Source organism: Rhodococcus chondri (assembly GCF_036327435.1).
Lineage (GTDB): Bacteria > Actinomycetota > Actinomycetes > Mycobacteriales > Mycobacteriaceae > Rhodococcus > Rhodococcus chondri.
Window position 1 is genome coordinate 19,966 of sequence record NZ_JAUZMZ010000003.1, and the last position, 13,488, is coordinate 33,453.

Here is a 13,488-nt window from a genome sequence, read left to right on the forward strand (position 1 = left end):
CGACGTCGGGAGTAGGTCAGATGCTGCCGCCGGCCACGGCCGGAGCATTGTCGCGGATGTGCGGGTCCTTCGAATTGAGTTCGCGCGCGACGAAGTCCTCGAGGTTGAACAGGTTTGCCCCCGCGCGATCGGCGACGGTCAGCAACGTGGTCGTCGTCGCGACCTCTTCGACCTGCTCCTGCAGGAACCACTGCATGAACTGCTCGCCGAGGTAGTCGCCTTCTTCCCGGGCGGTGCGGGCGAGTTCGACGATCTGCTCGGTGACGTGCTTCTCCTGCTCGAGAGCCAACGCGATCGGCTCGCGGGCGTCTTCGAACATCGATTGCGCGGCGTCGACACCGGTGAGGTCGACGGCCATATCGCGATCGAGGAAATACTGGACGATCATCATCGCGTGATTGCGCTCTTCGACGGCCTGAGCGTAGAAGTATTCGGCCAGCTGCGGCAGATCGGTGTTGTCATAGAAAATTGCCGTCGCAATGTACTGATGCGACGCGTTGAATTCGTTGCGGATCTGATCGTGCAGCAGCGAATGGAATTTGCTTCTGTGGGTGTCGCCCATCGTCGTCATGATCAACACGTTAATGCAGGTCAGAATACAATTCATCCAAGCATTGGCTACGCTCACTCATGCCAGCGTTGGCTACGCTTGCTCAGGCCATTCCCCCGGGAAGGGGTGGGGCACCCTTCGTTTCCGGTGCCACCGCCAATTCGCGTTCCACGAAATTATCCAGCTGGAAAAGATCGTCCCCGGCCCGCCGGGAAATCCTCACCAGCGTGTGCATCGTCGCGACCTCTTCGACCTGCTCCTGCAGGAACCACTGCACGAACTGCTCGCCCAGGAAATCACCCTCGTCGCGGGCGGTGCGGGCGAGTTCGACGATCTGCTCGGTCAGGCGTTTCTCCTGTTCGAGCGCCAGAGCGATGGGGGCGTGGGCGTCGGTGAACCCGCCCACCGCAGCGTCGACGGCGGGAAGTTCGACCACGATATTCCGATCCACGAAGTACCGGATCACCATCAGCGCGTGCCGTCGTTTCTCTTTCGCCTCGGAATAGAAATGCCGCGCGAGGTGCGGCAGATCGGCGTTGTCGAAATACACGGCGATGGCTGTGTCCTGATACGACGCATCGAAAAAATGCCCGATCTCGTCGTGCAGCAGGGTGTGGAAGCGCGTCGAAGGCTTCGCCGGAGCGGTCATGACTCCAACGGTAGTGCGCCCCGTCGGCGCTCAGGGAGCCGGCGCGAGAAGTTCGGCGGGAACCTGCCGGTCCTCGGCGAGCGCCTCGAAGAACGGCAGTGCGCGGTTGCGGTCCCACATCAGCACATTCCCGACTCCGGCGACGTCGTCGAATCCACCGACGGGCACCGTGGTGGTCACCGTTTCACCGCGCATCGCCCACGCGAGCCGCGCGAGATGCCACAGGTGGTCGCCCTCGTCGACCCGCACCGACGAGGCCGCACCCGACGCCAGTGCCCACAGCCGGAACGGGTTGAGGAACGTGCTCGGCCCCGTCGCCTTGCTGAGCAGGGCCGACATGAACAACCGCTGATTGTTCATCCGATCCAGATCGGCCATCGGGGTCGCGCGTGTCCTCACGAACCCGAGAGCCTGCGGCCCGTCGAGTTCCTGGCAGCCGGCCTGCAACGAGATTCCGGCGAGCGGGTCGTCGATCGGATACGGCACGCACAGGTCGACCCCGCCGATGGCGTCGACGATCGAGGCGAACCCACCGAATCCGATTTCCGCGTAATGATCGATGTGTATGCCCGTCGCACCCTCGACCGTCTGGACGAGCAGTGACGGTCCACCGATGGCGAAGGACGAGTTGAGCTTGTTCTGCCCGTTGCCCGGCACCGACACAAACGAGTCGCGCGGCAGGCTCACCATCGTGGTCGGGCCGCCCCCGCCGGGAACGTGGACGAGCAGGATCGTGTCGGTGCGGTCGGGGCCGACATCGCCGCCGGTCGCGAGTTCCTGCTCCTGCTCGGGGGACAGCCCGATGCGGCTGTCCGATCCGACCACCAGCCAATTCGTGCCGGGAGTGTCGCCGACGCGCCCGTCGTAGTCGGCGAGCGCGTCGATGCGATCCAGTTTGCTGTCCAGATAGACGGCGCCGGCACCCACCGCGACCAGGAGAACGACGAGCACCGCCGCGACACGGCGCAGCCAGCGGCGCGCACCGGCGGGACGACGGCGCGGTGCGGGTTCGGGCGCAGGTGGCGGTGGCCGCCGACGCGGCGGCGCGGCCGGCGGTGGGGCAGCGGCGGGCGGACGGGACGAGGCACGCCGCTGTGTGCGATACGGCTCGGGTTGCTGAGTGGGAGCCCAGTCGCGACCTTGCTGAGGCTGCTGGGGTGGTTGCCGCCGGGTGGGCGGTGGCTGCCGCCGGGTGGGCGACGGCGCGGCGGGCGGCCGGTATGCGGGGGTGTCCGCCTGCGACCAGGCCTGTGGTGAGCCAGGCCGGCCGTCGCGGCGCAGTACCTGGGGGCCCTCCGGCGACGGCGGGGGCGGGACACGACGCGGTGGCGCAGGCCGGCGCGGCGGTCCCTGCGGGGGCCGCGGCCTGCTTCGCGGATCGGGTGGGTCGCCGTTCACCCGGCCAACTCTACGGTTTGCGCGTTCACGGCAGCCAGGACACACGTCCCTGCAGGGCCTGGTAGCCGATGAACGCGACCGAGTCGATCAGCGCGTGCGCGATCACCAGCGGCCACAGCTTGGACGTGCGCTGCCAGTAGCGGCCGAAAACGAGGCCCATGACGAAATTGCCGAAGCCGCCGCCGAATCCTTGATATAGGTGGTAACTGCCGCGCAGGAGCGACGACGCGACCAGCGAGGAGTTCTCCGACCAGCCCAGTTGCCGCAGGCGGGTGATGAGATAGGCCACCACGAGTACTTCCTCGGCGCCCGAGTTGGCGATCGCCCACAGCACCTCGGTGGGCAGTCGCCACCAGTAGTCCTCGAGGATGCTCGGTGCGATCGTGAGGTTGAGGCCGGCCGTGCGCGCCACCAGATAAAGGACGAGTCCGGGCAGACCGATCAGCGCGGCGAGGCCGACGCCGGGAACGCCGTCGGACCGAAGTCGGGGTCGGGCGAGCCCGACGAGTTTCGGTCCGAAACCGCCACGCCAGAGCAGGTAGACCCCCAGCGCGGCCCAGGCGAGCAGCCGCACGATCCCGAGGAGCTGGCGGGCGAGGTCGATGAGCTCCTGCGACGACCGCGGAGCGTTCAGCGCGACCGTCTGCTCCGACAGCGGCTCCACGGCCAGCGCGGATTCGAGCAGCGACAGGATCGACGACAGGCCGCTCAGCCCGAAGGTGACGAGCAGGACGATCGTGATCTCGATCCACAGCGCGCGGCGCGCGGCCGGCCCGAGGGGTGTGGTGGGGTTCTGCGCGGGAGGGAAGAGCCAGGTACGGATCGTCGTCACCGGAGCGATTGTGCCCGACTCACGCTGTGGTGCGTCGAGTTGACTCATGCCACTGTCCCGCATCTTCCTGGCCTGGCGGACCTTGCTCGGCGTTCCGGGGTCAGGGGGTGAGGACGGCGCGGGCGGTCGCGGCCACGGCGGGGTGCCGGCCGGTGGGCCGGCCGCCGCGGGTGGAACCGGCGAGGATGTCGAACACCTCGAGAGTGGGATTGCCGACCGCGGCAGGAGCAAGAGAGCTCCTGCCCTGGCTGCGCCAGCCCAGTGCCTGCAGTAGGGCGGCGATCTCGGTGCTCCAGCGCTCGGCAGGCGTCCCGCCGGCGATCACCGCAGCGGTGATCCAGCCGGCCTGCCGGTCGAAGTCGGTCCTGCCCACCGGCAGCCGGGAGATAAGGTGCCGCCACAACGCCAGCGGCCGGTCACGGTATCGGCGGGCCACGGCCGTCGGGGTCAGATGCCCTTTCCGCACACTGATCAGGCCGAGGGTGCGCGCGCTGGCCCGCAACCGGGCCACCGGGACGGTCAGGTCCTCACGATTGGCGGCGCCGATCCACCATTCGGTCACGCCGGTCCGGTCGGCGAGGTGCTCGACCAGCGCCGGGGGCAGATAGCCGGCGGCGGTCAGCGCCACCCCGTCACCGATCGCGGCGAGCAACAGCAGGTACGGCTCGAGCAGCCGCGCGGCTGCCGACTCGCCGACCTCGACCACCGGATGGGTGCTCGCCTGTTCCAGCAGGTGGGTCAGCGCCGGGTCACCGTGGAGTTCGAGTCGGGTGCGCAGGGCGGCGAGCTCGGCGGGCACCGCAACCGGTGGGGTCATCGCCGCGGCGATCGCGGCGGTGGCCTCGGCCGGATCGAATCGGTCGGGATGCCAGTGCAGCGGCAGCCAGTCGTGGGCCTCGGCGGCGGTGTCGAACGGCGCCGGGACCGCCGCCGGATCGCAGCCGCCGCGCACCCAGGCCGCCAGGTCCGCATAGCCCCAGATGCCGCCGCAGTCCTCCGGTGGGCAGGCATTGCGGCCGGTGATACACCGCACCGCGGTGGGGGGTTCGTCGAGGACCGCTTCGACCTGCACCACGTGAGCCCAGCCGTCACCGAAGTCGTAGTCGTACCAGAGGCGATCACCGGGTTCGGTGAGCAGCTGATCGAGTCGCACGGTGCCCTCGAGCATCCCGTCGTCGCCTTCCTCGACGTCGAAGGCGGTCACGAAGTAGGGGGCACGGGGATCGTTGCCGGTGCGGAAGCGATGCAGATGGCAGTCGAGCCAGCCCATCGCGGCCTGGAGCACCGTGTGCAGCCGGTCGAGGGTCAGATCCCCGGGCAGCTCGAGCCGCCGCCACACCGGCGGTTTGGCGCCGAGCAGATCCACCCGCACCCGCACACCCCGGACCCGGTCCGGGACCTGACCGAGCACCGGTTCCGGGGTGCGCAGCAACTCGTCGAGCCAGTCCCGGGCGCTGCCTGCGCGCAGCGCCTCCACCATCGCCTGTTGGTCCTGCGGACTCAGCGCGGCGATCAGCTCGTCGGCGCGCCGGCGTGCATCATCCGAAGTCGTCACGATCCCCAGTGAACCATCGGCCGGGCACATCTCCATGCATCTGCCCGACGACGCCGTCACGACCGGCGCCACCGCAGCTCCCGGTGCCGGTCCGGATCCCGCGGCACGGCCGCGCGGCCGGGGCCTGGAGTACTTACCCGGTTTCCAGCACCCCGATGAGGTCCTCGAGCAGTGCCTCGGCCCGTGCCTCGATGTCGTCGAACAGTACTTCGGGGCCCGGTGCCTCCTCGGCTGTTCGGTGACCTGCCGGCCGGTTCCCGGTGGCCCTTTCGCGGCCGTGACCAGCCGACGTCGGGCGTTGTCCCGCGACCAACCGGTCACCGACATCACCTCGTCGAGGACGCGGCCCTTGTCCGTCTTGCCGGCCTTCACATACGCCTTCGCGTACCTGGGGGTGACCTCGGCAAGAGGTTGCATCGACAACCCATTCCTCATACCCGACCACACTCACCGTTTCGCGGGCATTTCTACGTGAGGCACGGAGAGGGTTTCGCGGGCAGTTTTCGTGAGTCTCGTCGCGGACTTGACATGAGCTTTGTGAGCACTGACACTGGTTGAGGCCGACCGAGCGATCGCTCGGGTTGAAGGATAAATTCCTTCCGGCCGGGGGAGAAGCACCGACCACACCCGCGCACGGCCCACTGATTGCACACGGCCGCGTCGGGTGCCGATCGTCGATGTGCCGCCGAAAAGGGCTCGGACCGCAAGATTCGTCCGATGCCTCATGTGAACAGCCCATGAAGTTTCGACCCGAAAGTGATCTCGATGAATATCGACCTCGCCAAGGCGCAACCGCAGAGTGCTCCCGCACCCTCGCTGGCGTCCAAGAAGAAGTCGCTGCTGGCCAGCTCCGTGGGCAACGTACTCGAGTGGTACGAGTGGAGCGCCTACGCGGTGTTCGCCCCGTTCATCGCCGCGGCCATGTTCAACAGCGGTGACCCTGTCTCCGCACTGCTGTCCACTCTCGCGGTATTCGCCGTCGGCTTCCTGATGCGTCCGCTCGGCGGAATCGTCTTCGGGCGTATCGCCGACAAACGTGGACGCAAGTTCGTCCTCGTCACCACGATGCTGATGATGGCAACCGGCAGCCTCATCATCGGCATCATGCCCACCTACACCGCAATCGGTGCGTGGGCGTCGCTGATCCTGCTGGTAGCCAGGGTGATGCAGGGCTTCGCCCACGGTGGGGAGTCCGCTACCGCGTATTCGTACGTCAGTGAGATCGCGCCGCCGAACCGTCGAGGGATGTGGGGCAGTGTCGCGTTCGTCGCCATCTTCGGCGGTTCGGTGCTCGCCTACACCATCGGTGGGGCCGTCACATCCACCCTCTCCGAAACTGCTGTAGGCCAGTGGGGTTGGCGGATTCCTTTCCTTCTCGGTGCGCTGTTGGCACTGTTCGCGCTGTACCTGCGCCGGAGTATGGAGGAGAGTGAAGTCTTCGACTCCCAGAGTGAGCGGGTCGACGAGCCGCGCATTCCTCGCAAGACCGTTGTTCGCGCGATCCTGCTGATGATCGGAATGACCTCGGGTATCACTGCCGCGCATTACACGTGGACGTCGTACATCTCCACGTTTGCGATCACGCAGAAGGGTATGAACCCGGATACCGCGTACTGGATGCTGGTGATCGCTCAGGTGATCGCCCTTGTCTCCCTGCCGTTCTGGGGTCTGCTCTCCGACAAGATCGGCCGGCGTCCCATGCTGGCGGCCTTCGCGGTCCTCATGTTCGCGCTCCAGATTCCCCTGACGGCGATGATCTCGTCGGCCGGATGGACGCTGCTGCTGGCCACGACCGTAGCGTTGCAGATCGTGTCGATTCCGGGTGCGATCCTGTCCTGCACGCTGTCGGAGAGTTTCCCGACGCGACTGCGCACGCAGGCGATCGGTTTCGCGTACTCGTTCTCCGTCGCGGTCTTCGGCGGCACCGCGCCCTACCTCAACCAGTTGCTGCTCGGTCGTGACCTCGGCTGGGTCTTCGGTGGGTACATCATGATCCTGTGTGTCCTGACGGGCGTCGCATGCCTGTTCATGAAGGAAACCAAGGGTATTCGTCTCGAGGATGCCTGACTCGGTGGCCGTCCGCGGCGTGTCGAGCCGGTCAGGGCCGGGCCCGGTCGGGGACGGGGCCGGGTCAGGGGCGGGGGCGCAGTCCGTTCATGAACGGGCAGCCCACGAGCAGGCGCACGGCCCGTCCGAGTTCGGTGGGATCGTCGACCGGTTCGGGGAACGGGATCCGCACGTCGTGATCGCCGGCGCCGGACTCGATGCGCAGTCGCAGGCCGTAGCGGTCGACGCCGAGCGGGCGGATGCGACCGTGCCGGGCCGGTGGGGGAATCCGTCGCGCGATTCGGGCGACGATGTCGGGATGGTCTTCGTCGAGGTGCTGTAGCCACGCGGTCTCGAGCGCGGCCAACGGGTCCGGGGCGCAGTCGAGAACGTCTTCGATTTCGACGGATTCGGCGCCGGTGGTGTCGGCGGCGACCACCGACGTGAGCTGCAGGCGCAGCAGCTCCGCTCGGTGACCGACATCGAGCAGTCCGGGATGGGGGAGCGTCGCGGCGATCTCGGCGGCGCGGAGGCGTGGCTCGTCCACCGGCCGCAGGGTTCCGCTGAGCCAGATGAGCGAGCGCACGGGATTACGCAGTTGCAGCGGGGAATGGTCGGTGAGCTCGAGCACGGCGGGACGGCCTGCAGCTCCGGACTGCCACGCGAGCGCGACTGCGGGGCTGTCGGCGGGGACGACGATCGCGACGTCACCGTCGTGGTGCAGGTGGTGGACCGTGGTGGGGACGGGATCGCAGCCGTCCACGGCCAGGTAGGTGGTGTCGGCGCGGCTGAGGGCAGTGCGCACTCGTTCAGCGGTGGTCGGCGCCGGAATGTCGGTGGTCGTGGTGTGCATACCAACCCCCTCGGTCGTAGTAGGTGAGGCAAACCTAAGTCATTGTGATCGTCGTCGCAAGAGGTACGACGGTTAACGTTGAAGTCGTGCCGATCCCGCTCAACCTCGGAATGCCGCCCTCTCGGGAAGAACCCCGTGGGCTCCTCGACGCCTTGCTCACCCACCGCCACGACACCCTGGCGGGTGCCGTCGCCGCCGTCGGGCCGCTCCTGGCGGCACCGATCGTCGCCGCCGCGGAGGTCGTCGGCCCGCCCGACCGGGACCTCGTGATCGAACTCGACACGTCGGGCGATGCCCCGGCCGCCGCCGGTTGGCGACCGTGCCGATACCAGCTCGACTGCACCGCCGCCGAGCTGGACGACATCCTCGCCTTCACCGCTCCGGCGCCTCTCGTCGTATACGCGCTGGTCGACGACGGCGCACTCGCCGAGACCGCTCGCGCCCTCACCGCCGCCGGGCACATCCCCGGCCTACCCACGGGCCACGCTCCGGACGCCGTTGCGGACTTCCTTGCGGTGCTCGCACACGCCGACACCGGGTACGTGGCCCGCGCCACCACCGCCGACGACGTGATCGCCCTGCTCGCCGCGACGGTCGCCGCACTCGCCGGGTTCGACATCCGCGGTGCTCTCGCCGCCCCGGAAATCGCCCACCTCCGGCAGTTGGTTCCCGAAGCTGTGGCCGCACTGCGGGAAATCCTTCTCGCCGTCGAGGTCCCCGACACCGACGCGGTCGCGCGCGACCTCGCGGACTCGGGACTGATCACGCGCTGATCCCGGTTCATTTCGGTGTCGCGTCCCGGCAACACGGGATGCGTAACCTCGTAGGCGTGCCACGTATCGCTTACTTCGGTCCGACCGGGACGTTCACCGAGATGGCCCTCGCTCGCTTCGAGGAACTCGGGATCTTCGACGAGCCTGTCGAGCGGGTCTCCGCGACCAATCCACCCGCCGCGTTGCAGTTGCTCCGGGACGGGGAGGTGACCGGGGCGGTCGTCCCCATCGAAAGCTCCGTGGAGGGCTCGGTGCCCCCGACGATGGATGCCCTTGCCCTCGGGCCGCGTCTGCAGATCCTGGCCGAGATAGAACTCGATGTCGCGTTCACCGTCGTGGCGCGGCCCGGCACGACACTCGGGCAGGTCCGGACCGTGGGCGCCTATCCGGTGGCCGGTGCGCAGGTGCGACAGTGGCTGGCCGAACATCTCCCGGCTGCCGAGGTGGTGGCCTCGTCCTCGAACGCCGGCGCGGCGGAGGACGTGGCTTCCGGAAAAGTCGATGCCGGCGTCTCCACCGCGCTCGCCGGCCGGCGGCTCGGGCTCGACGCGCTCGCCGACGGTGTCGCCGATTTCGCCGGAGCCCGTACCCGATTCGTCCTCGTCGGCCGACCGGCCCCGGTGCCCGAGCGCACCGGCTGCGACCGCACGTCGGTAATCCTGCAGCTTCCCAACGAACCTGGATCGCTCGTGCGAGCGATGACCGAATTCGCCACCCGCGGAATCGATCTCACGCGCATCGAATCGCGTCCCACCCGAAGGGAATACGGGACGTACTTCTTCCACTTGGACTGTGTGGGCCACGTCGACGACGCACTCGTCGCCGAAGCCCTCAAGGCACTGCATCGTTTCGCGCACGTGCGGTTCCTCGGTTCGTGGGCCGCGGTATCCGAGCACGGGGTTCCCCCGGTGTCCGACGACGATGACGAGAAGTGGCTGCAGCAACTGCGGCGTGGAGAGGAACAAAGTTGAGCGGCAGATTGATCCTGGCCCGGCACGGCCAGACAGTGGCAAACGTGGCCCGGCGGCTGGATACCAAACTTCCCGGCGCGGAATTGACCGAACTCGGTGTCGCGCAAGCGCGCACACTCGGAAACAACCTCGTCACCCGGGAGCCGTCGCTGCTGGTGGCCTCGCAGGCCATTCGAGCGAGGCAGACCGCGGAGCAGATCGAGTTCGTCGCCGGATTGTCGACGGTTGTTCGCGAGGGCATCCACGAGGTGCAGGCCGGAGACCTCGAGGACCGCAGCGACGACGAATCGCACGCGCTGTTCATGAAGACCTACGAACAGTGGCACACCGGCGACCTGCGGGCGCGGGTCCCCGGCGGGGAATCCGCCGTCGACATCCTCGACCGGTACGTGCCGGTGGTCGACGAGTTGCGATCCGACTACCTCGACGCAGGCTCCGGTGATGTCGTGGTGGTCAGCCACGGTGCGGTGATCCGGTTCGTTGCCGCCTATCTCGGCAAGGTGCCCTCGAGCTTCGCGACCAGCAACCACCTGGCCAACACCGAAACCATCGAGTTGGTGCCGGTGCCGGGCGGCGGCTGGGAATGCGTGAGCTGGGCGCACCTCACCGCCCCCTTCCACGAAACCCATCGGGCCGCCGCCGACGACCCGATGGGCTGACGGTCCGGGCCCTCGGTCAGGGCTCAGACCGCTCGCGACAGCGCTCGCGCAGCGCCACCAGCGCCTGCCGGAGAAAGCCGGCGGTCCCCGGGCTCAGCGTCGTCCACCCCGTGCCGTCGGCCGCGACCGACGACGTGCCGACCACGCGGCCGAGGGGGGTATCGAACACCGTCACCGGTCCGCCCACCGGAGCCTTGGCCCCGTCGCCGTGCCGGATGCCGACGATCTCCGCGAAGCTGCGGCACGGTGCGAGGGCAGCTCCGAGGACGGCGGCGTCGCCGGCAGCGACTCCTGCCTCCACCAGTCGCCGCGTGGTGCCCGGCGGGTTGCCGGCACCGGCGGTCAGGGCGTCGGATACGCGGGCGGTCGGCGCGCTCACACTCCCGAACTCCAGCGGCGCGGCGGGGCGGAAACTGCCGGCGAGCCCACCGAAATGGCGCGAGACCAGGCGGGAGACCTCCTCGGCGCCCGGGGGCGGTACGTCCAGTGCGGGGTCCGCGCTGCGGACGGCGACCTCGAGGCGCAACGCGAGCGCGTCGAGTTCCGTGGCCGCCGCGATCAGGACGTCGGGCACGACGTACAGGTGCTCGGACATCGTCGGTTCTCCTGAATCTCGGATGGGGCGTCGGGGTGCGGACGCGGTACCGATGCGTCCTCGATGTGTTGGACGCGGCGCAGGTCCGATCGGTTCCCCGGGGCGCACAGGTATCCTCGAGCCGTCCGGATGATGTAGCGATCGATAGGTTGGTGCGGTTCATGGGAAGTTCCACCGACGACACCGTCGCCGAGGGTGCTGTCATGCCCGATTGGCGCACCCTGGAACCGATGGAGTTGACGCCGATCCTGTCGGCGAGCCTCGATGCGTTCTATGAGACCGGCTTCCACGGGACGTCGGTGCGGGAGATCGCGCGACGCGTCGGCGTCACCGTCCCGGCCCTGTACTACCACCACGAGAACAAGGAAGGTCTGCTCATCGCGCTGCTCGAACTCTCGACCAGCGATGTGCTCTCCCGGGCGCACGCCGCCGACGAGGACGGTGGGGGAGATCCGGTGCGGCGGCTGTCCAATGTGATCGAGGCGATCGTGCTGCGCATGACATTGCGGGCCCGCCTCGCGGCGCTCGAGGGGGAGTCGCGCTATCTGAGCCCGGAGAACCGGCAGCGATACCGAGCGGTGCGCAAGGGTATCGAGAAGCTGGTGCGCGAGATCGTCGAGGAGGGCACGGCGTCGGGGTCGTTCGATGTCGACGACCCGGCCGAGACGACCCGGGCCCTGCTGGGCATGTGCCAGTCGATTCCGCGGTGGTACCACGCGGAAGGCACGCTCAGCCCCCAGGCCGTGGCGAAGAAGTACGTGGACATCGCGCTCAAGACCGTCGGGGCCGACGCCCGCTGATCGCTCAGCCCCGGCCGAAGACCGCCGGTCGCTTCTCCCTGAACGCCGAGACCCCTTCGGTGAAGTCGGCCGAGCCGAGAAGTTCGAGCTGGCCCGCACGTTCACGGGCGAAGGCATTGTCGAGTTCGGTGAGGGTCGCGTCGTTGATCGCGCACTTCGTCGAACCCAGCGCAGATGTCGGCCCCTGCGCGAGGCGGGTAGCCAATTGCTCTACGGCGGTGTCGAATTCGTCGTCCGCGTACACGTCGGCGATGAGACCGGCCTGCAGTGCCTCGGGTGCGGGGAGTCGCTCGGCGAGCAGCGCCATCTTCAGGGCGCGGGCGCGGCCGATCGAGGCCGCGACGAGCGCGGACGCGCCGCCGTCGGGCATCAGGCCGATCTTGGCGAAAGCCAGCAGGAAGTACGAGGATTCCTTTGCGACGGTGAGGTCGCAGGACAGCGCGAGCGAGACGCCCACGCCGGCGGCCGCGCCGTTGACGGCACCGATGACCGGGCGGGGAAAGGCGCGGATGGTGGCCGCGACACGATTCGCAGCGTCGATGGTGTCGGCGGACGGCGGTGCGGACAGGTCCTTGCCGGCGAGGTCGGCTCCCGAGCAGAACGCGCGGCCGGTGCCGGTGAGGAGTACGACACGAACCGCTGAGTCGTCGGCGTACTTGTCGAATGCGTCGGCGACAGCTTCGAGAGTCTCGGTCTGCACGGCGTTCATGCGTGCCGGCCGGTTGAGGGTGACGCGCAGGATGCCGTCGGCGAGGTCGACGTCGACGCCGGGAAGGTCGTTGCTCATGGTAGTCCTCGTGATGTTGACGAACGGATGGGGACGTGGGTCAGGCTCGGAGATCGAGTGCGACTTTGCCGACTGCGGAACGGTTTTCGAGAGATCGAAGCGCCTCGGATGCCTCGCGGAGCGGGTACACGGTCGGTTCGGGCACCTGTAGCGCTCCCGACCGTAACAGGGGTTCGAGCGCGTCCCATTGCCGGCGAGGATAACCGGGTTCCGTGCGGATGTGCTCACCCCAGCCTGCGCCGACGACCGAAATATTCTTCAACAGCAGACGATTGACCTTCACGGTGGGAATGCTGCCGCCCGTGAATCCGAGCACCACGGCGCGGCCGTTCGGTGCGAGGCTGCGGAGGCTGTCGGTGAACCGGTCGCCGCCGACGGGATCGAGGACGATGTCCACGCCGCGGCCGCCGGTGAGTTCGAGGGCGCGATCCTTGAATCCGTCGACCGGGATGGTGTGGGTGGCTCGATTGGCCTTGGCGACTGCGGCTTTCTCGTCGGTACTGACCACCGCGATCGTCTCGAGACCGAGCGCGGCAGCGACCTGGAGTGCCGCGACACCGACGCCGCCTGCGGCGCCGTGGACGAGGACGGTCTCGCCCGGCCGGTAGCGGGCACGTTCGTCGAGCGCGAAGTGCGCGGTCATGTAGTTCAGCAGCATGCCCGCGCCTGCGGTCACGGAGACCGTGTCGGGGAGGGGGAAGACCGACGCCGGATCCACGACCACCGTCTGCTGCCATGCGCCGCCATCGGCGAAGACGGCGACCCGCCGGCCCGGGGTGAGGCCGCTGTCGGCGGGTGCGGTCCGCACGACACCGGCACCCTCGGTTCCGAGAACGCACGGCAGCGGACGCACCACCTGGTACGAACCCGTGGTCTGGAGGAGGTCGGGGAAGCAGACGCCCGCGGCGTGCAGATCGACCACCACGCCGCTGTCTCCGGGCGTAGGTTCGGGAATGTCCGTGAGCCGGACGCCCTCGGGGCCGATGCTCTCGACGAGTTGAGCTGCCTGCATGAAATTCC

The 13,488-nt window shown here is 68.4% G+C and carries 14 protein-coding genes; 5 read left to right on the plus strand and 9 right to left on the minus strand.

The window, feature by feature from the left end:
- Positions 1 to 16 precede the first annotated feature (16 nt).
- The 5 genes from Q8814_RS01130 to Q8814_RS01150 form a co-directional block, all read right to left on the minus strand.
- Positions 17 to 571, minus strand: a complete 555-nt coding sequence (locus Q8814_RS01130) for a ferritin (protein WP_330150155.1) — start codon at positions 569 to 571, stop codon at positions 17 to 19.
- 82 nt (positions 572 to 653) lie between these two features.
- Positions 654 to 1,199 carry a ferritin gene (locus tag Q8814_RS01135; RefSeq protein WP_330150156.1) on the minus strand — a complete coding sequence of 182 codons (546 nt, stop codon included), beginning with the start codon at positions 1,197 to 1,199 and terminating at the stop codon, positions 654 to 656.
- A 30-nt stretch (positions 1,200 to 1,229) separates the two neighbouring features.
- Entirely contained in the window at positions 1,230 to 2,480 is a 1,251-nt protein-coding gene (locus Q8814_RS01140; protein ID WP_330150196.1) for an LCP family protein, read from the minus strand.
- A gap of 142 nt (positions 2,481 to 2,622) precedes the next feature.
- The gene (locus Q8814_RS01145; protein ID WP_330150157.1) at positions 2,623 to 3,477 is read right to left on the minus strand and encodes a CPBP family intramembrane glutamic endopeptidase; all 855 of its coding nucleotides are present in this window, start codon (positions 3,475 to 3,477) and stop codon (positions 2,623 to 2,625) included.
- 52 nt (positions 3,478 to 3,529) lie between these two features.
- Positions 3,530 to 4,984: a plasmid pRiA4b ORF-3 family protein gene (locus Q8814_RS01150; RefSeq protein ID WP_330150158.1), complete on the minus strand. Its 1,455-nt coding sequence runs from the start codon at positions 4,982 to 4,984 to the stop codon at positions 3,530 to 3,532.
- 765 nt (positions 4,985 to 5,749) lie between these two features.
- Here Q8814_RS01150 and Q8814_RS01155 point away from each other — a divergent pair.
- Entirely contained in the window at positions 5,750 to 7,051 is a 1,302-nt protein-coding gene (locus Q8814_RS01155) for an MFS transporter (RefSeq protein ID WP_330150159.1), read from the plus strand.
- A gap of 64 nt (positions 7,052 to 7,115) precedes the next feature.
- Here Q8814_RS01155 and Q8814_RS01160 read toward each other — a convergent pair whose 3' ends face one another.
- Positions 7,116 to 7,883 carry a DUF2470 domain-containing protein gene (locus Q8814_RS01160; protein ID WP_330150160.1) on the minus strand — a complete coding sequence of 256 codons (768 nt, stop codon included), beginning with the start codon at positions 7,881 to 7,883 and terminating at the stop codon, positions 7,116 to 7,118.
- Positions 7,884 to 7,969: 86 nt separating this feature from the next.
- On the opposite strand from Q8814_RS01160, the gene Q8814_RS01165 reads away from it, so the two are divergent.
- Genes Q8814_RS01165 through Q8814_RS01175 form a run of 3 tightly spaced genes read left to right on the plus strand, consistent with a single transcriptional unit; the run spans position 7,970 to position 10,286 of the window.
- Positions 7,970 to 8,656 carry a hypothetical protein gene (locus tag Q8814_RS01165; RefSeq protein ID WP_408015796.1) on the plus strand — a complete coding sequence of 229 codons (687 nt, stop codon included), beginning with the start codon at positions 7,970 to 7,972 and terminating at the stop codon, positions 8,654 to 8,656.
- Between the two features lie 56 nt (positions 8,657 to 8,712).
- Entirely contained in the window at positions 8,713 to 9,627 is a 915-nt protein-coding gene (gene pheA, locus Q8814_RS01170) for a prephenate dehydratase (protein WP_330150161.1), read from the plus strand.
- Positions 9,624 to 10,286 carry a histidine phosphatase family protein gene (locus Q8814_RS01175; protein ID WP_330150162.1) on the plus strand — a complete coding sequence of 221 codons (663 nt, stop codon included), beginning with the start codon at positions 9,624 to 9,626 and terminating at the stop codon, positions 10,284 to 10,286. Before pheA ends, Q8814_RS01175 begins: the two co-directional genes overlap by 4 nt.
- 16 nt (positions 10,287 to 10,302) lie before the next feature.
- On the opposite strand, the gene Q8814_RS01180 is transcribed toward Q8814_RS01175, so the two are convergent.
- Positions 10,303 to 10,881: an ESX secretion-associated protein EspG gene (locus Q8814_RS01180; RefSeq protein WP_330150163.1), complete on the minus strand. Its 579-nt coding sequence runs from the start codon at positions 10,879 to 10,881 to the stop codon at positions 10,303 to 10,305.
- Between the two features lie 161 nt (positions 10,882 to 11,042).
- Between Q8814_RS01180 and Q8814_RS01185 the strand changes: the two genes are divergently transcribed.
- Positions 11,043 to 11,681: a TetR/AcrR family transcriptional regulator gene (locus tag Q8814_RS01185; RefSeq protein ID WP_330150164.1), complete on the plus strand. Its 639-nt coding sequence runs from the start codon at positions 11,043 to 11,045 to the stop codon at positions 11,679 to 11,681.
- Between the two features lie 4 nt (positions 11,682 to 11,685).
- On the opposite strand, the gene Q8814_RS01190 is transcribed toward Q8814_RS01185, so the two are convergent.
- Together Q8814_RS01190 and Q8814_RS01195 are read right to left on the minus strand one after the other, a co-directional pair.
- Positions 11,686 to 12,468 carry an enoyl-CoA hydratase gene (locus Q8814_RS01190; RefSeq protein ID WP_330150165.1) on the minus strand — a complete coding sequence of 261 codons (783 nt, stop codon included), beginning with the start codon at positions 12,466 to 12,468 and terminating at the stop codon, positions 11,686 to 11,688.
- Between the two features lie 40 nt (positions 12,469 to 12,508).
- On the minus strand, positions 12,509 to 13,480 hold the full coding sequence (locus Q8814_RS01195; RefSeq protein ID WP_330150166.1) for an NADPH:quinone oxidoreductase family protein: 972 nt from the start codon (positions 13,478 to 13,480) through the stop codon (positions 12,509 to 12,511).
- Positions 13,481 to 13,488 lie beyond the last annotated feature (8 nt).

Coding starts and splice junctions, on each gene's coding strand:
- Q8814_RS01130 (WP_330150155.1), bottom strand. CDS start 571: ATGACGACGATGGGCGACACCCACAGAAGCAAATTCCATTCGCTGCTG.
- Q8814_RS01135 (WP_330150156.1), bottom strand. CDS start 1,199: ATGACCGCTCCGGCGAAGCCTTCGACGCGCTTCCACACCCTGCTGCAC.
- Q8814_RS01145 (WP_330150157.1), bottom strand. CDS start 3,477: ATGAGTCAACTCGACGCACCACAGCGTGAGTCGGGCACAATCGCTCCG.
- Q8814_RS01155 (WP_330150159.1), top strand. CDS start 5,750: ATGAATATCGACCTCGCCAAGGCGCAACCGCAGAGTGCTCCCGCACCC.
- Q8814_RS01160 (WP_330150160.1), bottom strand. CDS start 7,883: ATGCACACCACGACCACCGACATTCCGGCGCCGACCACCGCTGAACGA.
- Q8814_RS01180 (WP_330150163.1), bottom strand. CDS start 10,881: ATGTCCGAGCACCTGTACGTCGTGCCCGACGTCCTGATCGCGGCGGCC.
- Q8814_RS01185 (WP_330150164.1), top strand. CDS start 11,043: ATGGGAAGTTCCACCGACGACACCGTCGCCGAGGGTGCTGTCATGCCC.
- Q8814_RS01190 (WP_330150165.1), bottom strand. CDS start 12,468: ATGAGCAACGACCTTCCCGGCGTCGACGTCGACCTCGCCGACGGCATC.
- Q8814_RS01195 (WP_330150166.1), bottom strand. CDS start 13,480: ATGCAGGCAGCTCAACTCGTCGAGAGCATCGGCCCCGAGGGCGTCCGG.